This window comes from Mesorhizobium sp. M0119 (assembly GCF_040322615.1).
Lineage (GTDB): Bacteria > Pseudomonadota > Alphaproteobacteria > Rhizobiales > Rhizobiaceae > Mesorhizobium.
This window is the reverse complement of record NZ_JAMYTU010000015.1, coordinates 107,303-127,164: the sequence shown is the minus strand read 5'-3', so window position 1 is coordinate 127,164 and position 19,862 is coordinate 107,303. Positions and strand designations below refer to the sequence as shown.

At 63.8% G+C, this 19,862-nt stretch carries 16 protein-coding genes and 3 pseudogenes; 8 read left to right on the top strand and 11 right to left on the bottom strand.

The window, feature by feature from the left end:
• Positions 1-21 precede the first annotated feature (21 nt).
• Positions 22-870 (bottom strand): annotated as a pseudogene (locus NKJ40_RS16710) (ATP-dependent helicase); the annotation flags it as partial.
• A 253-nt stretch (positions 871-1,123) separates the two neighbouring features.
• Here NKJ40_RS16710 and NKJ40_RS16705 point away from each other — a divergent pair.
• The gene (locus tag NKJ40_RS16705) at positions 1,124-3,436 is read left to right on the top strand and encodes a glucose/quinate/shikimate family membrane-bound PQQ-dependent dehydrogenase (RefSeq protein WP_352466949.1); all 2,313 of its coding nucleotides are present in this window, start codon (positions 1,124-1,126) and stop codon (positions 3,434-3,436) included.
• 10 nt (positions 3,437-3,446) lie between these two features.
• On the opposite strand, the gene NKJ40_RS16700 is transcribed toward NKJ40_RS16705, so the two are convergent.
• Positions 3,447-3,878: a hypothetical protein gene (locus NKJ40_RS16700; protein WP_352466948.1), complete on the bottom strand. Its 432-nt coding sequence runs from the start codon at positions 3,876-3,878 to the stop codon at positions 3,447-3,449.
• 420 nt (positions 3,879-4,298) lie between these two features.
• Here NKJ40_RS16700 and NKJ40_RS16695 point away from each other — a divergent pair, with 420 nt between their 5' ends.
• The gene (locus NKJ40_RS16695) at positions 4,299-5,198 is read left to right on the top strand and encodes a dienelactone hydrolase family protein (RefSeq protein ID WP_352466947.1); all 900 of its coding nucleotides are present in this window, start codon (positions 4,299-4,301) and stop codon (positions 5,196-5,198) included.
• Here the strand turns inward: NKJ40_RS16695 and NKJ40_RS16690 are convergent, their stop codons facing one another.
• A complete protein-coding gene (locus tag NKJ40_RS16690; protein WP_352466946.1) occupies positions 5,199-6,107 on the bottom strand; it encodes an EamA family transporter in 909 nt (302 codons plus the stop codon).
• Positions 6,108-6,197: 90 nt separating this feature from the next.
• Between NKJ40_RS16690 and NKJ40_RS16685 the strand changes: the two genes are divergently transcribed.
• A complete protein-coding gene (locus NKJ40_RS16685; protein ID WP_352466953.1) occupies positions 6,198-6,677 on the top strand; it encodes an Lrp/AsnC family transcriptional regulator in 480 nt (159 codons plus the stop codon).
• Between the two features lie 109 nt (positions 6,678-6,786).
• Here the strand turns inward: NKJ40_RS16685 and NKJ40_RS16680 are convergent, their stop codons facing one another.
• From NKJ40_RS16680 to NKJ40_RS16670, 3 genes are all read right to left on the bottom strand, one after another.
• Positions 6,787-7,317 (bottom strand): hypothetical protein, encoded by a 531-nt coding sequence (locus tag NKJ40_RS16680; protein WP_352466945.1) that lies wholly within the window; start codon positions 7,315-7,317, stop codon positions 6,787-6,789.
• A 200-nt stretch (positions 7,318-7,517) separates the two neighbouring features.
• The gene (locus NKJ40_RS16675; protein ID WP_352466944.1) at positions 7,518-7,715 is read right to left on the bottom strand and encodes a hypothetical protein; all 198 of its coding nucleotides are present in this window, start codon (positions 7,713-7,715) and stop codon (positions 7,518-7,520) included.
• Positions 7,716-7,862: 147 nt separating this feature from the next.
• Positions 7,863-8,348, bottom strand: a complete 486-nt coding sequence (locus NKJ40_RS16670; RefSeq protein WP_352466943.1) for a thioesterase family protein — start codon at positions 8,346-8,348, stop codon at positions 7,863-7,865.
• A gap of 119 nt (positions 8,349-8,467) precedes the next feature.
• Between NKJ40_RS16670 and NKJ40_RS16665 the strand changes: the two genes are divergently transcribed.
• From NKJ40_RS16665 to NKJ40_RS16655, 3 genes and pseudogenes are all read left to right on the top strand, one after another.
• Positions 8,468-9,880 (top strand): FAD-binding oxidoreductase, encoded by a 1,413-nt coding sequence (locus tag NKJ40_RS16665; protein WP_352466942.1) that lies wholly within the window; start codon positions 8,468-8,470, stop codon positions 9,878-9,880.
• Between the two features lie 105 nt (positions 9,881-9,985).
• Positions 9,986-10,508, top strand: a pseudogene (locus NKJ40_RS16660) (hypothetical protein).
• 115 nt (positions 10,509-10,623) lie between these two features.
• Complete coding sequence (locus tag NKJ40_RS16655) at positions 10,624-14,793, top strand: AsmA family protein (RefSeq protein ID WP_352466941.1); 4,170 nt, start codon at positions 10,624-10,626, stop codon at positions 14,791-14,793.
• On the opposite strand, the gene NKJ40_RS16650 is transcribed toward NKJ40_RS16655, so the two are convergent.
• From NKJ40_RS16650 to NKJ40_RS16635, 4 genes are all read right to left on the bottom strand, one after another.
• Positions 14,790-15,020, bottom strand: coding sequence for a ribbon-helix-helix domain-containing protein (locus tag NKJ40_RS16650; RefSeq protein ID WP_352466940.1), 231 nt, complete (start codon positions 15,018-15,020; stop codon positions 14,790-14,792). The genes NKJ40_RS16655 and NKJ40_RS16650 overlap by 4 nt on opposite strands.
• A gap of 19 nt (positions 15,021-15,039) precedes the next feature.
• Complete coding sequence (locus NKJ40_RS16645) at positions 15,040-15,243, bottom strand: DUF4169 family protein (protein ID WP_352466939.1); 204 nt, start codon at positions 15,241-15,243, stop codon at positions 15,040-15,042.
• Positions 15,244-15,261: 18 nt separating this feature from the next.
• On the bottom strand, positions 15,262-15,798 hold the full coding sequence (locus tag NKJ40_RS16640) for an SspB family protein (RefSeq protein WP_352466938.1): 537 nt from the start codon (positions 15,796-15,798) through the stop codon (positions 15,262-15,264).
• 134 nt (positions 15,799-15,932) lie between these two features.
• Positions 15,933-16,622, bottom strand: coding sequence for a TetR/AcrR family transcriptional regulator (locus NKJ40_RS16635; protein ID WP_352466937.1), 690 nt, complete (start codon positions 16,620-16,622; stop codon positions 15,933-15,935).
• Between the two features lie 168 nt (positions 16,623-16,790).
• Between NKJ40_RS16635 and NKJ40_RS16630 the strand changes: the two genes are divergently transcribed.
• Both NKJ40_RS16630 and NKJ40_RS16625 read left to right on the top strand, forming a co-directional pair.
• Entirely contained in the window at positions 16,791-17,996 is a 1,206-nt protein-coding gene (locus tag NKJ40_RS16630; RefSeq protein ID WP_352466936.1) for a multidrug effflux MFS transporter, read from the top strand.
• A gap of 101 nt (positions 17,997-18,097) precedes the next feature.
• Positions 18,098-18,961 (top strand): annotated as a pseudogene (locus NKJ40_RS16625) (LysR family transcriptional regulator); the annotation flags it as partial.
• Positions 18,962-18,985: 24 nt separating this feature from the next.
• Here the strand turns inward: NKJ40_RS16625 and NKJ40_RS16620 are convergent.
• Positions 18,986-19,726: an SDR family oxidoreductase gene (locus NKJ40_RS16620; protein ID WP_352466935.1), complete on the bottom strand. Its 741-nt coding sequence runs from the start codon at positions 19,724-19,726 to the stop codon at positions 18,986-18,988.
• Positions 19,727-19,862: the final 136 nt, after the last annotated feature.

Sequence of the window (19,862 nt, the reverse complement as noted above, 5' to 3'; positions counted from 1 at the left end):
GCCTCAATCCACCCCCGCAGGGGGGGAGGATTGAGGCCGCTGTGCCAGCAGGCGCAGCCACATGTACTGGGCGGTGTTGGTGTCCTGATACTCGTCGACGAGGATGTAGCGGAAGCGCTTGTGGTATTCCTTCAGCACATCGGGATTGGCGCGGAAGATGCGGATCGGGTGGCACAGCAGATCGCCGAAGTCGCAGGCATTCAGCGTCTGCAGCCGCTCCTGATAGGCCTTGTAGAGCTCGCGGCCCTTGCCGTTGGCGAAGGCACGGGCATCGCCCTCGGGGATGTCGGCGGGACCAAGGCCCTTGTTCTTCCAGCCGTCGATCATCTGGGCGAACTGCTTGGCCGGCCAGCGCTTGTCGTCCAGCCCTTCGGCCTGGATGAGCTGCTTGATCAGCCGCACGACATCATCGGTGTCGAGAATGGTGAAGTCGGATTTGAGCCCGGCCAGTTCGGCATGCCTGCGCAGCAGCTTGACGCCGATCGAATGGAAGGTGCCAAGCCACGGCATGCCCTCGACATTGCCTTCGCCGATCAACAGGCCGATGCGCTGCTTCATCTCGCGCGCCGCCTTGTTGGTGAAGGTGACGGCGAGGATCTGCGAGGGAAAGGCCTTGCCGGTGGCAAGGATGTGGGCAATGCGCGTGGTCAGGACGCGCGTCTTGCCGGTGCCGGCGCCGGCCAGCACCAGCACCGGGCCTTCGGTAGTTTCCACCGCCAGCCGCTGCTCGAGGTTGAGGCCGTTGAGATAATCGGGCGCGTTGTTCTGGTTGCTGCGGGCAGCCATGGCGCGCGCGGCAATGCCCGACGGGGCCACGGGCCGCGCGTTCGGTTCGTCAAAAAAGGGCATGTCTTCCGAAAAGCCGGACATCTCTCCCCGAATGTAGTGATTCGGCAGCGAAAGGCCAGAAGTGTCTCCGTTTTGTTCTCTGTCCAGCCGGTGGACTCACAATCTGAAATGGGTCCGCTAACCAAAACGCCGGGCTTGCGATGGGCCGGCGCCGTAAAACGCCGAGCTTGCTTGACAGGGGAAGCGGGCCGGAGAAAGTTGCGTGGGGGCAGGAACGCAATGCGGGGTTGCCCATGGACGCGTCGCGGAGCGCACCAGTCGAAGGAGCACCGTCTTGGCTGTGGTCATCACCTCCCTGATCCTTTTCCTCATCGGCCTAGCGCTTGGCGGCGGCGGCATCTGGCTCGTGACGCTTGGCGGCAGCTGGTATTACGTCATTGTCGGTCTAGCTTTCCTTGTCGCGGCCTGGCTGCTCTACAGGCGCAGATCCACGGCGCTGTGGCTCTATGCGGCGATCGTGCTCGGCACGCTCGCCTGGGCGGTCTGGGAAACCGGCTTCGACTGGTGGGAACTCGGCCCGCGCGGCGGCATCATCGTGCTTGTCGCGCTGTGGCTGTTGACGCCATGGGCGCGGCGCGGGCTTACCGGTCCCGACGGACGCGCACCGCTTATCCTCGCCGTGCTGGCATCGCTTGCGGTCGCCGGCTATTCGATGACGACGGACCCAAAGGATATTGCCGGCCAACTCAACACCGACAAGGTGACGCCGACGGCCGACCTCGGCGGCAACGTGCCGGCCGGCGAATGGCACTATTACGGTCGCACGCAATATGGCCAGCGCTATTCGCCGCTCGACCAGATCACCGCCGAAAACGTCGCCAATCTGCAGCCGGCCTGGACCTATCGCACCGGCGACGTGAAAGGGCCCGACGACATCGCCGAGACGACCTATCAGGTGACGCCGCTGAAAATTGCCGACACGCTCTACATCTGCACGCCGCATAATTTTGCCATCGCCGTAGACGCCGCCACCGGCAAGGAGAAATGGCGCTTCGATCCGCAGGTCAAGCTCGACAAGGACCGCCAGCATCAGACCTGCCGCGGCGTGTCCTATTATGCCGACGCCAAGATCGCCGCCGGCCAGCCCTGCGCCACACGCATCTACCTGCCGACGTCCGACGCCCGGCTGATCGCGCTCGATGCGGCGAATGGCCAGGTCTGCCCGACTTTCGCCGAAGGTGGCACGCTGAACCTGCTCGCCAACATGCCATATCCTAAGCCGGGCTATTACTATTCGACTTCGGCGCCGCTGATCGTCGCCAACAAGATCATCGTCGGCGGCGCGGTCAACGACAATTATTCGACGCAGGAGCCGTCCGGGGTCATCCGTGCCTACGAAGCCGACACCGGCGCGCTGTTGTGGAATTGGGATTCCGGCAATCCTGACCAGACGACGCCGCTGCCGCCGGGCCAGACCTATACCAACAACTCGTCCAACATGTGGTCGACGGCGAGCACCGACGAGAAGCTCGGCCTGCTCTATGTGCCGCTCGGCAACAAGACGCCGGACCAGCTCGGCGCCGGGCGCAGCGCCAATGACGAGAAATTCTCCTCGTCGATCACCGCGCTCGACCTCAACAGCGGACAATTGCGCTGGGTGCGGCAGACCGTGCACCATGACCTCTGGGACATGGACGTGCCGGCGCAGCCGACGCTGGTCGACATCACCACGGAAAGTGGCGTGGTGCCGGCGCTGGTCGGGCCGACCAAGCAGGGCGACCTCTATGTTCTCGACCGGCGCAGTGGCGAGCCGATCGTTCCGGTCAAGGAAGTACCGGCGCCGGGCGGCGCGATCGAAGGCGACCATACCTCGCCGACGCAGCCGACCTCGGACCTCAGCTTCAGTCCGAAACCGCTGACCGGCGCGGACATGTGGGGCATCACCATGTTCGACCAGCTGGCCTGCCGGATTGAGCTCCGGAAGTTGCGCTATGAGGGCCGCTACACGCCGCCGTCGCTGCAGGGCTCGCTGATCTACCCCGGCAATTTCGGCACCTTCAACTGGGGCGGCGTGGCAGTCGATCCGGTCCGGCAGGTGATGTTCGGCATGCCGACATATCTGGCGTTCATCTCCAAGCTGGTGCCGCGCGCCGACGTGCCGCCGCCCGGTGACACCAAGGGCAGCGAACAGGGTCTGAACCGCAATGACGGTGCGCCTTACGCAGTGATATTGAAGCCGTTCCTGTCGCCGCTCGGCATTCCCTGCCAGGCGCCGCCCTGGGGCTATGTGGCGGGCGCCGATCTCCGGACCGGCAAGATCGTCTACAAGCATCGCAACGGCACCGTCTACGACATGACGCCGCTGCCGCTGCCATTCAAGGTCGGCGTGCCCGGCATTGGCGGACCGATGATCACTGCGGGCGGCGTCGCCTTCCTCGGTGCGGCAGTCGACGACTATGTGCGCGCCTATGATCTCACGACCGGCAAGCAGCTTTGGCAGGCGCGGCTGCCGGCGGGCGGGCAGTCGACACCGATGACCTACACGGTAGCCGACGGGCGCCAGTTCGTCGTCATCGTTGCCGGCGGCCACGGCTCGGTCGGCACCAAGCCGGGCGATTATGTGATGGCGTATACGCTGCCGAAATAGAGAAGTTCCTTCAGAGCCCGAGATGCCCTTTCAGGTCGGGTACCGATGCAAGTACCTCATTGGTCAACTGCGGGCCGGCGGCTGTCTCGGCCTGCTGGACCAGCATGCTGCCGGCCTGGCTGATCTGTGCGAGCGTGAGGCCTGATGCCTTGAGTATGGCGACGCCGTTGATCAGCGCGCCGGTCTTTTCGCCGAGAGCACCGCCGAGCGCGCCCTCCAGCGAGGACAGGAGACCCCCACCGGAAGCTGCGCCGGGAGCCATGACATCATATTGCTTGGCCAGGGCGTCGGCTCCCGGGATTTTGGCGAAGAAGCTCGACAGGGTCGTACCTTCCGCCTCGTGTTCGAGCACCGAGAAAATCGTGCCGGCGATCTTTTCCGTCAAAGCCCGGTTGAGACCGGATTTCTGGGAGACGGTGTTGATGATGTCCTGAACGTCCATGACCTTTCCTCAGGCTTTGGTGTTTGTGGGCGGGTGCCGGTTGGAGCGGACCTTGATCAACGATCGTTTGAAGGCGGTGAACCGCAGCGCCAGCAAAGTCATAGCGGCGAGTGCGAACCCACTTGCCAGAAGCGGGAAGGGAAAGGTCATGGGCTTATTCCTTCGTCGTCAGGCATTCTTTTCCCGCCAAATGGCCATTCTCGTTCGCCAAATGGCCCGAGTGAGGCATAGCCCGGTAACTTCTTTTTACATTGTGGTGCGTGCATTTAGCATTGCCACAAAGGACCAAAATTTAACGACAGTGCGGCGCGCGGCATCACGGCCCTCAGTGCAGGGACTTTTGGCAGCCTCACTCAGCCGTGACTGGACCAGGCAAGCCTCGGCTCTATGTTGCCGCGGGGGGCCGACGAGGAGCGCGCCATGACAACACCTGCCGGACCCACTGCCGCCGAGCCTGTCATTACCCAAGTGATGATCGATGCCTATGACGAATACACGCATCTGACACTCGACCGGCGGCGCTTCATGGAGCAATTGACCAGGCTTGCCGGATCGGGTGCGGCAGCTGCCGCGATCGCGCCGCTGCTGGCGGCGAACTCGGCCCAGGCGGCAATCGTGGCGGAAGACGATCCGCGTGTGAAAGGCGAGGACATCAGCTATCCCGGCAGCAGCGGCGAGATGAAGGGCTATCTGGTCAAGCCGGCGGGTCAGTCCGGCAAACTGGGCACCGTCATCGTCGTGCACGAAAACCGGGGACTCAACCCGCATATTCGCGATGTGGCGCGGCGCGTTGCGCTGGAAGGGTTCGTAGCGCTCGCACCGGACTTCATGACGCCGCTCGGCGGCACGCCGGCCGATGAAAACAGGGCACGTGACCTGTTTTCCCAGCTCGATCCAGCACAGGTCGCCGCCAATGCGGTCGCAACGGTCGCCTACCTCAAAGGTTACAAGGACGGCAACGGCAAGGTCGGCGCCGTCGGCTTCTGCTGGGGCGGCGGCACGGTGAACATGCTGGCCGTCAACGCGCCGGACCTCGCCGCCGCCGTCGCCTATTATGGCATGCAGCCAAAGGCCGAGGACGTGCCGAAGATCAAGGCCGCGCTCATGCTGCATTATGCCGGGCTCGACACCCGCACCAATGCCGGCATCGACGCCTTCAAGACGGCACTCGACGCGGCTCATGTCGAATACTCGGTCTATGTCTATGAAGGCGCCAACCATGCTTTCAACAACGACACGTCGGCTGCCCGCTACGACAAGAAGGCGGCCGATCTCGCCTGGGGCCGGACGATCGCCTTCCTCAAGGAGAAGCTGGCCTGATCAGGCGGGCGCCGGCGCCGGCTTGTGAAATGCAACGCCGGCCACCACCAGCGCGATGCCGATGCAGTCGGTGAGGCTCGGCACCTGCCGCAGCACAATGACGCCGATCAACGTCGCGGTGACCGGCAGCAAAGACAGCATCAGCGCGAAGCTGGAGCGCGGCAGCCGCGACATGGCGAGCTGGTCGCAAATATAGGGAATGACCGACGAGCATATGCCGACGCCGACCGCCGCAAGCAGCAGCGGCGGCGCCGAGAAAGCCGGCAGCGCATCGGCAAAACCGATCGGCTGTACGACGAGAAGGGCGACCGCCATGGCGGCACCCAGCCCGGCGATGCCATCGCCGGCGCCGGCGCGCGCGACGCGGTGGCCGAGCACGATATAGCCAACGAACAGCGCGCCGTTGAGGAAAGCCCAGAACAGGCCGACGGGATCGCTCGACCATTTGACGTCGATCAGCAGCAAGGTGCCGGCGACGGCGATTGCAAGGGCGGCGAGATTGCGCGGGCTTCTGAGGCCGACAAGCGCGACGCCGATCGTGCCGACGAATTCGATCGCCGCCACCAGCGAGATCGGCAGCCGGTCGAGCGCCAGGTAAAACGAGCAATTCATCACCCCAAGGCAGACGCCGAAAGCCACAAGCAACAATCGCGTCGAGCGATCGGCGCGGGCGAAGACCGCCCATGGACGGGTCAATGGGGCAAAGACGAGTGCAGCGGTGGCGATGCGCAGCCAAGCCATGCCGAGCACGCCCACCTGCGGGAACAGCAGCACCGCGAAGGCCGGTCCGAGATAGTGGAACACGGCACTGACGCCGAACCAGAGATGCGGCGGGACCGCGTTTGCCAAGGTAAAGGCGGGGCCGGCGAGTGCCGGACTCGCTGCCGGGGCTTGCGTCCGATCTTGCATGGGATCAGTATCGCAGGCGATTTTTGCCATTGATATGGATGATGGCCGGTCTCTGCGGCTATTTGCTTTCCGAAAGCAAGGAGTATTCCGCTGAAACGCCTTCGAAATGAAAATAGCGATCTGGATCCGGCCGACCTGAAAATCCTGCGCCTGCTGGAGAAGGATGCGCGCACCAGCACCGCCGAGCTGGCGCGGTCGGTCGGCCTGTCGGCGCCGAGCGTTGCCGAGCGCATCAAGCGGCTGCAGGAAAGCGGCGTGATCGAGGCCTATACGGTGCGCATCAATCCCGCCGCGCTCGGCATGAAGCTGTCGGCATGGCTGCGGATCAGGCCGGTGCCGGGGCAACTGGCTGTCGTGGCCGAAATTATCCGCGACCTGCCGGAAATCGCCCAATGCGACCGGGTCACCGGCGAAGACTGTTTCATCGCGCTGGCGCATGTCGGCTCGGTGGCCGAGCTCGAGCGGTTGATCGACCGGATCATTCCGTTCGCGATGACCAATACGGCGATCATCCAGTCGTCGCCGGTGGTGCCGCGATCGCCGCTGGGAGCGGTGAAGCGGCTGCTGTGATGTTCAAGGACGGGGCGATCATTCGTGAGCGGGTAGGCAATAGCCACGGTAGCCCTATCGCGCGGCGGCAGCGGTCGCAAGGAGCGAGCCATAAGCCGCAAGACGACGCTTAAGCTCGGGACGCGACACGAAGGGCGCGCAGAGGAAAGTCCGCGTCAACGGCAGCTAGGTCATTCACCAGCATAACGGCGGCTTCGCCTTCTGCATCTGGCACTTCGGCAACCATTGCAGCCAACCAAACCACGCGAGCTGGGACTCGGGCGGCCCAGCTCGATGCACCAGACAAATCTTTCATATTGCCCTCGTGGGCCATCAACGGCCGATCGTCGCAATCGCCGTGAAGGGATATTCGCGCCATGTCACACAACGTTGCCAAGTCACGGGAGATACTGGCTAGGTCCGTTCGCGAGACCGCTGCCTCTTCAAGCAGCGCCAGGCAGGCGTGCAGAAAAGCAAGGAGAGCCTGATCCCCGCCACCGGGTGCCGCGACGCGGCGGCGAAGCGCAGCCAGAACGACCGTCAACTCACTGATGCTATGTTTGCTGAAATGCCGGCTCCGGAAGAAGTCAAGTCGACGAGCGATCGCCGCCGCCCATGTCGGCAATCCTGCTTCGATTTCAGACAGCGAGTCATTCGCCATCCCGCATCTCCATCGCGATCCGCCCCGCAATCCATATCGGCAGGGAGTAGGCAATGCAATTCACCGACGCAATTCACCGACGCTGTAACCGTCGCGGAACGCGTTGGCGCGATGGGGAGAAGTGTATGGCGGGGCGACGAGGGGCGGCGCAAATATACCAAATGCAAACCGGACGGCCGGTCTGTTTCTTCCCGCACCGTTCAGGCGTGGCCGCGTTTGATCCGCGCCTGCTTAAGGATGGCGCGCCAGCGGATCATGGCGAAGGGGATCGGCTCGTTGTTGTTGGCGATGTGGAAGATCTCGTTGTTGAGGTTCTTCAGCGAGCGCCAGAAATCATAGTCGGTGATGCGTGGATCAGCCGCCAGCCTGTCCGCCTCGACCTTGATGTCGGTTTTCATGCACGTTCCCCGAACCGCTGCTGCTCCGCCGCCCGTATCGCAATTCGATGCGGATGGTTTTCCAACGCCGCGCTGAGTCGTTCAACGTCTCAATTCGGCTTGTTCACGTTAGAACCTCGGTAAGGTTAACGGCGGTTGGACCGTGGTTCAAGCCGGCTTACGACGAATACCGATCGAGCGGCCGGCGCGCTCTGGCATCGGCAGGGCGGCATGGGCGGCGCGCATCGCTTCCACCCTGGCCAGGACGTCGGCGGGGAAGGGCGCGACCTTCGGGCCAGCCATGTCGACATGCAACGACAGCGTTTCGGAGGTGGCGGCGAGCCAGCCGTCGAGATGGCGGATTTCCTGATAGGCCCTCAGCCGCTTCTCGTCGTGGTCCAGCAACTGGAACGAGACCGTGACCTTGTGGTCGAGATGCAGCTCCTGGACGTAGCAGACATGGACTTCCGCGGTGTAGATGGTCAGCCGTTGTTCCTTCACATAATCCGGCCCCATCCCCATCATCTCGAAGGCTTCGTCGGAACAACGGTCGAAAAGCACGTTGTAATAGGCCATGTTGAGATGGCCGTTGTAGTCGATCCAGGCCTCCTCGATCTCCATGGCGCGAGAGACGAAAGGGGCGGGAATGGGCATCGGAAACTTCCTTCTCGTCATGCCGGGTTGAGCGTGGACTGGACAGAGCGTGGTTGGTGAGACTACGCATCCCTAGATGCAGAACAAGGGTGGACGCTGGTCCATTCGCGGAGGAATCGATGGCTCTAAGCGACCTCAATCCGGTCGAGCGCAACGAAGAAGGGATTGCCGCCGTACTCGGCATCCTCAAGCAGCGGCTCGGCGAGCGATTCCAGACCGGCCAGGCGATCCGCGCCCAGCACGCGCACACCACGACCTATATTCCGACGCAGGCGCCGGACGGTGTCGCCTTTGCCGAGACGACGGAGGAGGTGCAGGAGATCGTGCGCGCATGCGCCGCGCACCGCGTGCCGGTGATTGCCTTCGGCGTCGGCTCTTCGCTGGAAGGCCACACCAATGCGCCGGGCGGCGGCATCTCACTCGATACGTCACGCATGAACCGCATCATTGCGGTCAATCCGCAGGACCTCGATTGCACCGTCGAGCCCGGCGTGACGCGCGAGGACCTCAACCGGCACCTGCGCGACACCGGCCTGTTCTTTCCGATCGATCCGGGCGCCAACGCCTCGCTCGGCGGCATGGCGGCGACGCGCGCGTCGGGCACCAACGCCGTGCGTTACGGCACGATGCGCGAGAACGTCCTGTCGCTGACCGCGGTGATGGCCGACGGCGAGGCAGTGACGACCGGCAAGCGCGCGAAGAAAAGCTCGGCCGGCTACGATCTGACGCGGCTGCTGATCGGCTCGGAAGGCACGCTTGGCATCATCACACAGCTGACCTTGAAGCTGCAGGGCATTCCGCAGGCGATTTCGGGCGGCGTCTGCCCGTTCCCCAGTCTTGAGGCTGCCTGCAACGCGGTGATCGCGACCATCCAGATGGGCATTCCGGTGGCGCGCATCGAATTGGTCAACGCGCTGCAGATGCGGGCGATGAAGACCTATTCGAAGCTCGATTATCCGGAGAGCCCCTGCCTGTTCGTCGAGTTCCACGGCAGCGATGCCAGCGTCGCCGAACAGGCCGAGACCTTCGGCATGATCGCCGAGGAAAATGGCGGCGGTCCGTTCCTGTGGACCAGCGTCGCCGAAGAGCGGACAAAATTGTGGAAAGCCAGGCACGATGCCTACTGGTCGTCGCTGACGCTGCGGCCGGGCGCCAAGGGCCTGTCGACCGATGTCTGCGTGCCGATCTCGCGCTTTGCCGAATGTGTCACGGAGACCGAAGCGGATATCGCCGAGATGGGCCTGGTCGCGCCGATCGTCGGCCATGCCGGCGACGGCAATTTCCATGTGCTGGTGCTGATGGACGTGGACGATCCGAAGGAGATCGCACTGGCGGAAAAATTCGTGGCGCGGCTCAATATGCGCGCCATCGCCATGGACGGCACCTGCACCGGCGAGCATGGCATAGGGCAAGGCAAGATCGGCTTCCTGCGGCATGAGCTCGGCCATGGCGTCGACATCATGCGCACGATCAAGCAGGCACTCGACCCCCTGAATATAATGAACCCCGGCAAGATATTGCCGGCCGAATAGTGGAGGAAGATCCAAAATGGTGCCCGGCTTGACCGCACCACCATTTGGATCAAGACTCCAAGGACCTGAGAGGCAGGCGGGCGTCACAGACGGAGGAACGGTGTCATGGCGATTTCGCGCAAGGAGGAGGCTCGGGCGCTAAGCGCCGACGAACATGCTCTCGTCGAGAAGTCGCACCATCCAGCAGTGCAGCATCTTGCCGACGCCGAACTCGCCAGCTTGGTCAAGCTCCTAAGGGAGCGGCGCGACAAGGCCCAGACCGAGGCGCATCGCCGCCGCCGCGAAAATCCGCGGCAAAGGTGCGCCAAAGGGCGCCGCCGCCTCGAAGGCCGATGGAGGTTCGCAGTTGAAGCTGGCGGTTCTGGCAATGACCATGCGGCGGCTCAATGGCGAGGCCGAACGCCGCCGCCAATTGGCAGCGCGTGTTTCGCTGGTCGAGAATGCACGCAAGGCGCTGTCCATGAAGCAAGGCGCCGCGGCGGACGGTCCCGAGTTCAACACGCGCACCGCGCACAAAGGCATGCGCGCGATCGTGAGCCGGCGGCCTGAGAATCTGATCCGGCCGATGGAACTCGGCCGGCAGCGGCAGGCGGCAAAGGTGGCGCAGGCAAAGCGCGACGCCCGCTGAGTTTTCTTGGCCGCCTTCTTTTGCTCTGGAAGCCTGTCTGGCGGGAATTGCCTCTTTATCGACACGCTGATGCGGGTAGAGTGCGGCTGATTTTCAATCAACCGCTTCGGAGTTCATGCTCGCACGCCTATTCGTGATCTTCGGTGGGCTTCTCGTGCTGGTGCTGTGTGCGGCGCTGGTGGTGCCGTACTTTGTCGACTGGACGGGTTACCGTGCCGATTTCGAACGCGAGGCCAGTGCCGTTCTGGGGCGCAAGGTGACCGTGCGAGGCGATGCAACGGCAAGGCTGTTGCCGTTCCCCTCGGTGACCTTTTCCAACGTCGCCGTTGCCGGCGGCCCCAACGGCCAGCCGGCGATGACCGTCGAAACCTTTTCGATGGATGCAGAACTCGCGCCATTCCTGCGCGGCGAAGTGCTGATCTTCGACATGCGCTTGGTGCGGCCGAAGGCGATCATCGACATCGCCGCCGACGGCACGGTCGACTGGACGATACGGCCGTCCTCGCCATTCGATCCCGGCCAGATCTCCATCGAGAAGCTGACGGTGACGGAAGGACAGATCGCGCTCAGCCACGCCGCCGGCGGGCGCAGCCATCTTATTTCCGAGATCAACTCAACGATCTCGGCCAAGTCGCTGGCCGGCCCCTGGCGGCTGGACGGTTCGCTGTTGCTGGACGGGTTGCGGACCACGATCGCCGCTTCCACCAGCAAGGCCGAACCGGACGGGCAAATGCGGCTCAGGCTCAAGGCCGATCCGGATGACTATCCGCTGGTCATCGAAACCGACGGCAATGTGGGCCTCGTCGAGGGCGCCGCGGTCTATTCGGGCCAGTTCAAGATATCGGGCGCAGACCGGACTGCGGCGCAGCCGCGCGGCGCCAGCGGCGAGGCGCTAAAAGTCAGCGCCGGCAAACCGGACCCGGGCTTCAGGCTGAACGGCAAGTTTTCGCTCGACCACCAGAAGCTCGGCGTCGACGAATTCCGCTTCGAGACCGGACCGCTCGACAATCCCTACACCGCCGATGGCAAGGCTGCGGTCGACCTTGGACTGAAGCCGCATTTCTCGATAGAGGCCAATGGCGCGCAGGTGCAGTTCGATGAGGCCGTGGGGGCGGCGGCCGGTGCCGGATTGACGCTGTCCGAGAGGGTGGCGGCGCTGGAGCAGGCGCTGCTCGATCTGCCGAAGCCGACCATACCGGGCACGGTCGAGGTGGAACTGCCGGCGGTGGTGGCAGGCGACACCACGGTTCGCGACGTGCATCTGTCCGCCGAGCCGGCCGAGGGCGGCTGGGCGGTAAAATCGCTGGCCGCCACGCTACCCGGCCGGGCCAAGCTGGAAGCCAACGGCATGGTCAGCGTCGAGGACCATTTCGGTTTCACCGGATCGCTGCTTCTGGCGGTGGCGCAGCCCTCCGGCTTTGCCGCCTGGCTGTCGAAGGACGTCGACGAGGCGATCCGCCGCTTGCCGGCCGCCGGCTTCAAGGCCAAGGTGGATTTGAGCGAGAAGCACCAGGCCTTCAGCGATCTCGAACTCATCCTCGGCAAGGCAAAGTTCTCCGGCCGCATCGATTCCAGCCAGCCCGACGACACCAGGCCATCGGTGCTGATGCAACTGGAAGGCGGCGAACTCGACGTCGATGGGCTCGCCGCCTTCGCCTCGATCTTCGTCAGCGACAAGGGCGCCAACCGCTTTTCCGACCGTGATCTCGATTTCCGGATCAAGGCCGGGCCGGTCAGCGCCGGCGGCTTGACCGCCGGTAGCGTCGACACCGCGCTTAGATTGCGCGATGGGCTGCTTGAGATCGACCGACTGTCGGTCGGCGGACTTGCCGGCGCCTCGATCAGCGCTACCGGCCGGATCAAGGATTTCCCGGCGAGCCCGACCGGCAAGCTCGACGCCTCGGTGGTCGCCGTCGACCTCAAGCCGCTGATCGACGTCGCCGTCCAGCATTATCCGGACAACGCGGTGCTGAGGGGGCTGGCGGAGCGTGCTGCGGCCTATCCCGAGCTGTTCCAGGATGCGCGTATCGACGCGGTCACGAGTGCGGCAGACAATGGCGATGGTACGACCGGACTGGCAATGAGCGCACAGGGCAAGGCCGGTGGTTCGGCCTTTTCGGCGTCATTGTCCGGCAAAGGGGCGCTCGACCGGCCTCTCGAAGCGCCGGTGACGTTGACCTTCAACGCAAGGAACGCCGACGCCACCGCGCTTCTGGCGCTTTACGGTCTGCCGGCGCTGCCACTCGGCATGCTCGGCGAGGCGACCACCGACGTCTCGGCCAAAGGCACGCTTGGCGGCGGCCTGGCGACACGATTCAGCCTCGCCGGCAATGACTTCAAAGCTGGTTTCGACGGGACAATTGCCGACACGCCTCAGGGCGCGGCAGCCAAGGGCAAGGTCAGCCTTGAAACGGCCGACATCGAGCCATGGCTGATGACGACCGGCGTCGGCCTGCCCGGCATGGGGACCGGCATGTCGACGTCGCTTGCTGCCGATGCCGACTACGGCAACGGTCTCTTGGTGCTGAGCGGCCTCAGCGGCGCCGTCAATGAAGCGGCGGTTTCCGGTGACGTAAATATCGACGTCAAAGAGGGGCTGCCGCATCTTGCCGGCGCGCTGTCGCTGGACGAGTTGGACCTCGATCCGATGGCGGTGATGCTGTTCGGTGACCAGGCCTTCCTTGTCAATGACGGGGCCTGGCCGACGGCACCGTTCAGCCAGAAATCCAGTTTGCCATTTACCGCCGATCTCGATCTGACGGCGGCGTCGCTTGCCGCCGGCCCGCTTGCCACCGCCTATGACGCTGCGCTGTCGCTGCAGCTCGACCAGGAGGGTATCCGCGTTTCCGACCTCAAGGCAAAGTTCCTCGGCGGCGAGTTGAGTGGCCTGTTCGAGTTCAAGAACAATGACGGCACCGGGCTTTTCTCCGGTCAGATGAAACTCGCCGGCGCCGATCTGGTAGCCGTACTGCCGGAGGCCGGCATCAGCGGAAGCGGCGAGTTCTCGACGGCGCTTTCGACCAGCGGCAAATCGGTCGACGCGATGGTTGCGGCGCTGTCCGGTTCCGGCACGGCAACGCTCAAGGGCATGACTATTGCCGGCTTCAATCCCGATGCCTTTGGCGCATTCATCGCCAAGGCCGATGCGATAGGGCGCGATATCGACGCCTCGAAGACTGCCGGCTTCGTGCCGCAGATCGCCGCGGCGGGCAGTTTTCCGGCGCAGGACACCGATATTGCCTTCACCATCGCCGGCGGCACGCTGAGGGCGCCGCCGGTCAAATTCGAAAGCCCGGGCGCGACGCTGTCCGCCGACATCACCGCCGATCTGAACACCAGCACCGTCGATGCCAAGGGCGAGATCGCCTATCGACCCGGCGATGAGGCGCTGGTCGGCTCCGAACCGATTTTGAATTTCAGCGTCGACGGTCCGTTCGGCGCCACCAAACGGCAGTTCGACAGCGAGCCGCTGGCACAGTTCCTGACCCAGCGTGCGCTGGAAAAGGAGCAGCAGCGGGTCGAAGCCATGCAAGCCGCACTGCTCGAGAAACAAAGATTGCGGCGTGAGGTGCGCTACTACGCTGCCCTGCAAACTGAGCGTGAAAGAGCGGCGGAGGAACTGCGCAGGCAACAGGAAGCAGCGCGGCTGAAGGCCGAGGCCGACGCCAAGGCAAAGGCCGAAGCTGAGGCGCAGGCCCAAGCCGAAGCGGAGGCGAGGGCGCAGGCTGAAGCCAAGGCGAAGGCTGAAGCCGAGGCGAAGGCGCAAGCTGAGGCCAAGGCGCAAGCTGAAGCCGAGGCGAAGGCGCAAGCTGAGGCCAAGGCGCAAGCTGAAGCCGAGGCGAAGGCGCAAGCTGAGGCCAAGGCGAAAGCTGAAGCCGAGGCGAAGGCCGAAGCCGAGGCCAGGGCGAAGGCTGAAGCGGACGCCAAGGCAAAGGCGGATGCAGCGGCGAAGGCCGAAGCCGAGGCCAGGGCGAAAGCCGAGGCGGCTGCAAAGGCCAAAGCGGATGCCGAAGCCAAAGCCAAGGCGGCGCAACAGGCTGCCGAGGAAGCAGCGCAGGCCGAAGAACAGCAACGCCAGAGGGCGGAAGAGGCGTTGCGGATCGCCTCGGAGGAAAAGGCAAAGCTCGACGCCGAACGCAAGGCCGCGGCGGAGCAAGCGCAGAAGATGGAGCGTGAGGCTCGGCCTGCAACCGATGACAATCAGTCGCCAGCGGAACCCGCGCCAAAACCCCAGATCGATCCCTCATCGATCGACAATTTGCTGAAGTCGCTGGAGGGAGGTTAGAGCGAACCCGTCATCCGGCGCTTGGCCCAATCCAGCACATAGAGCCGGAGTGCCGAGGAGAGATTGGCATCGCGCGGGCGGCTCTCGTCGATCTCGGCGACAAGCGCGGCGAGCGTCAGCTTTCGCACGGCCGCAATAGCGACCAGGTCGTCGTAAAAAGGCTTTTCGAGCGAATAGCTGGTGCGATGGCCGCGAATGGTGACCGAGCGCTTTTCGACCGGGCTCACGCGACGATCCTATTCACATTCAAGCATCGGATTTGTCCGAATCGCCGGATTTTTCGCGGCGATGGCCCGCGACGAATTTGTCGGCCTTGTCGGCGATCAGGCGGTCGCTATCCCGGCTGGTTTTGGAACGGCCATGCAGCGCCCGGTTCTGTTCGGCCAGGCGCTCCTTCTCGGCTCGCGCCTTCTGCTTGCGTGCCTGACGGAGATTGACGATCTCGGCCATGTCACGCCGCCTGTCGGGTCACTTCTTGCGGAAGGCGTCGAGCGACACCACGTCGGCGCCCTTGGCACCGGCGTCGGCCGCGGCAGGCTTCTTTTCCGCCTCGGCGGCTTTCTTCTTCGTCTCGGGCTTTTTCTCGGCGACGATGGCCAGCGGCTCGGGAGCAGGCTTGGCCTTTGTCTCCTGTTCAGCCGGGGTATCCGTCTTGACGTCGAATTCGAGCTCGAAGTTGACGGACGGGTCGTAAAAGCCGCGCACGGCCGAGAACGGGATTTCCAGTTTCTCCGGCACGTCGGAAAACGACAGCCCGACCTCGAATCCGGTGTCGCTCACCTTCAGGTCCCAATACTGGAACTGAATAACGATGGTCATTTGTTCGGGATAGCGCTCGCGCAGCCGCGACGACACACGCACGCCCGGCGCGCCGGTGAGAAAGGTGATGAAGAAGTGATGGTTGCCCGGGAGACCGGTGCGCGCGACCTCGGCCAGGACCTTGCGCATGACGCCGCGCAACGCCTCCTGGGCCAGAATGTCGTAGCGGATGTGGTCGTCGGCCATGTGGCTGTCGGGTTCCGTTGAATCGTCCTGATAGCTGTAATCAAGCTTGAGCGCGGCGTAAACCGGATATAGATCGCCAGCGTGCGGAAGCGAAGCCCATTGGCGACGATTTGATCGTCAAACGGATTTGATCCTCAGGCGTTGGCGAGCGCGCCCCGTTTGCTTGCTCGGGCCACAGGCTGCCGCTTGCCGAAGGCGCGCAGGAAGGTGCGCACGCCATTTGTCGCCGATTGCACCACCTCGTCCTCGGTCGGTGTGCCGCCGAGCATGAACGTCGTCTGCAACTCGGCATTCGCAAGCGCCATGAACTGGCGCGCTGCGACATCGGGATCGTCGATGTCAAGGAAGCCAGCATGAGCGAGGCGGGCGAAACGGGCGGCGATCGCCGGCCACGTCCTGCCCGGTCCTTCTTCGCGCCATTCGGCGAACAACTCGGGATAGCGCCCGCCCTCGGTCTGGATCAGCTTGCGCAGGAATTTGCCGTCGCGGTTGCAGATGCAGTTGTGGTTCATCCGCACAGCAAAGGCGATGAGGTCGGCCTCGAGATCCTTCGGCTGATCGGGAAAAGTGGAAATCGTGGCAAAGATGCCGGCATTGCAACGTTCGGTGAGGTCGCGGACGATGGCAACGAAGAGTTTTTCCTTGTCGCCGTGATGATTGTAGATGGTCTGGCGGGAGACGCCGGCCTCGGCGGCAATCATGTCGATATTGGCACCGGCGAAGCTTTCGCGGCAGAAGACCGAGGCGGCGGCGTCGACAATCGACATCCGCTTGGCCTCATGGCCCCGCGGCGGGAAAATGTCAGGAGAAACGTTGGCCTTCATGCAAAACTATATAGAGGTGGTTGACGAATTAGACAAGCCTGTCTAAATTTGTGGACTTGCACGAAGGGGGTTTCGTTCCGCAGAGGAGTCGGAACTCAACGGGATGGAACGTCCTAGGGTTACACGCCGGTCCTCGGCGGCAACCAGAATTCGAAAGAGCCTGCTATCATGAATGCCAAATTCCTCCGCATTGCGGTCGTGCTCGGCCTATTGTCCGCCATCGGCCCGTTTGCCATCGACATGTATCTTCCGGCCCTGCCTTCAATCGGCGAGGATCTGCATGCCGGCACTGCCGCGGTGCAGATGAGCCTGCTGATCTTCTTTCTTTCCATGGGCTTCGGCCAGATCGTCGTCGGACCGATCTCCGACATGGTCGGCCGCAAGCTGCCGCTCTACGGCGGCCTGGCGCTGTTCATGGTCGGCGGCGTCGGCTCGGCGCTGGCTCCCTCGATCGAATGGCTGATCGCCTTCCGCTTCCTGCAAGGGCTCGGCGCCAGCGCCGGCATGGCCGTGCCGCGCGCGATCGTGCGCGATCTGCATACCGGCACCGAGGCCGCCAAGTTGATGTCACTGCTGATGCTGGTGTTTTCGGTGTCGCCGATCCTGGCACCGCTGACCGGTAGCCAGATCATCGAGAATTTCGGCTGGCGCGCCGTGTTCTGGACGGTGACGGGCGCGGCCGTGCTCGCCACCATCCTGCTGGCGACCTCGCTCAAGGAGACACGGCCGGTCGAGGAGCGCGCCGGGTCGTCCTTCGGGACGGCACTTTCCGGCTACCGCTTCCTGATGGGCGACCGCAACTTCCTTGGCCTGACGGCCATCGCCGGCTTCGGCATTGCGAGCTTCTTCGTCTATCTGTCGAGCTCGTCCTTCATCCTGATCGACCATTATGGCCTGTCGCCTTCGGTTTACAGCGTGTTCTTCTCGATCAATGCGGTTGCCTTTATCGGCATGTCGCAGCTGACCGGGTTGCTATCGGAGCGGTTCGGGCTGCAGCGCGTGGTGCGCGTCGCGGTGACCGGCTATGCGACGACGATGGTGGTGCTGTTCGCGGTGATGGCATCGGGTGTCGACCGGCTCGACGTGATGGCGGCTCTGCTGTTCATCGGCTACGGCTTTCTCGGTCTGGTCATCCCGACGACGTCTGTGCTGGCTATGGAAGAGCATGGCGAGATCGCCGGCACGGCGTCGGCGCTGATGGGCACGCTGCACTTCGCCATCGGCGCGGTCGCCATGGGCGTCGCCGGTGCGTTTTTCGACGGCACGCCGCTGCCGATGGTGGCGGGCATCACGCTCTGCGCGGCGATCTCCTTCACGCTGGCCAAAATAACGCTCGGCCGCAGCCGGGACGTTGCGGAAGCGCCGGCGGAGTAAGCTTCACCTCTTGAGACAAAAAAGGCCGGGCGATGTTCCCGGCCTTTCACGTTTGCGATCCCGGTTCAAAGCAGCCTATGCCTATATGACAGGTTCAGGACATGCAGCTTCGACATCTCAAGACCTTCGTGGCGGTCGCCGCCACCTTGAACATCACGCGCGCCTCCGAGCGGGTTCATCTTGCCCAATCGAGCGTGACCGAACAGATCCAGGCGCTGGAGGCCGATCTGGGCACGTCGCTATTCGACAGGTCACGGCGTGGCTTGAAGCTGACCGCGGCGGGACAACGCCTGCTGGACTACGCAAACGATCTCCTCGACCTCGCCGACGAAGCCCGTTCCGCTGTCGCCGACGCGAGCGGCACGGTTGCCGGTCGCCTGACGGTCGGCGGCCTGGAGACGCTTTGCTCGACACGCTTGCCAGCTTTGCTGGGGGAATTCCATCGGCGCTATCCCGATGTGGAACTGAACCTCAAGGCGGACGATAGCAGCGGGTTGCGTGCCGGCGTGACAAGCGGGACGCTGGACGTATCTTTCCATTTCGGAGCCGTCCCGGCGGCGGCGCCGGAGCTGCGAAGCGATCAAGTGGCAGAAGAAGAGCTCGTCATCATAATGCCGGCAAATCACCGGTTGGCCGGATATTCTGCCATAACGCCCGACGATCTGGCTGATGAGGCCTTCCTCGTCACTCAGCCCGGTTGCGTCTATCGGCGGATGTTTGACGAAACGTTTGCCGCAACGTTGCCTGACCGTCCAAAACTCGTCGGCGAGTTCGCCAGCATGGGTGCGATACGGGGCCTTGTCGCAGCCGGTCTTGGATGCGCGCTGGTTCCGCGTCTCGTGGCTTCCGCGGCTGACGCCAATATCGTCGTGTTGCCTTGGGTCGCAAGCAGCCCGGTGACGCCGGTCACCATGGTATGGCGCCACCGGCGCGTTCAAGCGCCGGTGCTGCGGCTGTTCCTCGCAATGGTTCGCGAAATTTGGCCATCGCTAGACCAGCCGCTGGCCACCATCGACATGAAGCACGGTTCCGGTGATGAAGCCGTTATGCATCAGGGACGTGATGGCTTGGGCAATGTCGGCTGCCTGGCCGATCCGGCCGACGAGCAGACGCTTTGCCATGGCGTCCAGCGCGACGGTCTTTCCGCTGCCGACGACGGCATCCCAAATCGGCGTGTCGACCCAGCCCGGTGAGACGACGTTGACGCGGATCGGCGCCAGTTCGACGGCAAGCGCGTAGGCGAGTGAGCCAAGTGCCCCATTAACGGCCGCCACCACCGAGCCTTTCGCCGCCGGACGATAGGCGGCGATGCCCGAGGTCAGCGTGATCGATCCCCTGGGCGTCAGACGAGGCGCGCCATGCTTGGCAAGAAGCAGCGGCCCGACGACTTTGGAATCCATCACTTTCCGCGCCACCGAGATGTCCATTTCGGGAAGCAACACATAGACGCCGGTAACGTCGGCGGCGGTCGAGACGATGTGGTCGAGCGTACCGACGTCCTGGAACAGGCGCTGGACCTCGTCCTCGCTAGTGACGTCGGCTGCGATCGTCCTCAGCCTTTCCGGGTGAGGCAAGCGCTGCCGTGCGGCCGACAACCGGTCCTCGGAGCGGCCGACGATCGTAACCTCGGCGCCGGCGGCAAGCCGCTGTTCGGCCAGCGACAGCCCCATGCCGGAACTGCCGCCAACGATCAGGATGCGTTCGTGTTTTGGTGTGGTTTCCTGGTTCATCTTATCTCCATCAGGTAGCTCGCCGGGCATGAGCACACGCGGCGAGAAACTGAGGCCTTGTCCCGCAAAGGCATGAGAGAAGGGAAACGGGAAGATACGAATGCTGCCATCGGAGGTTCCGATGATGGGAAGCCCT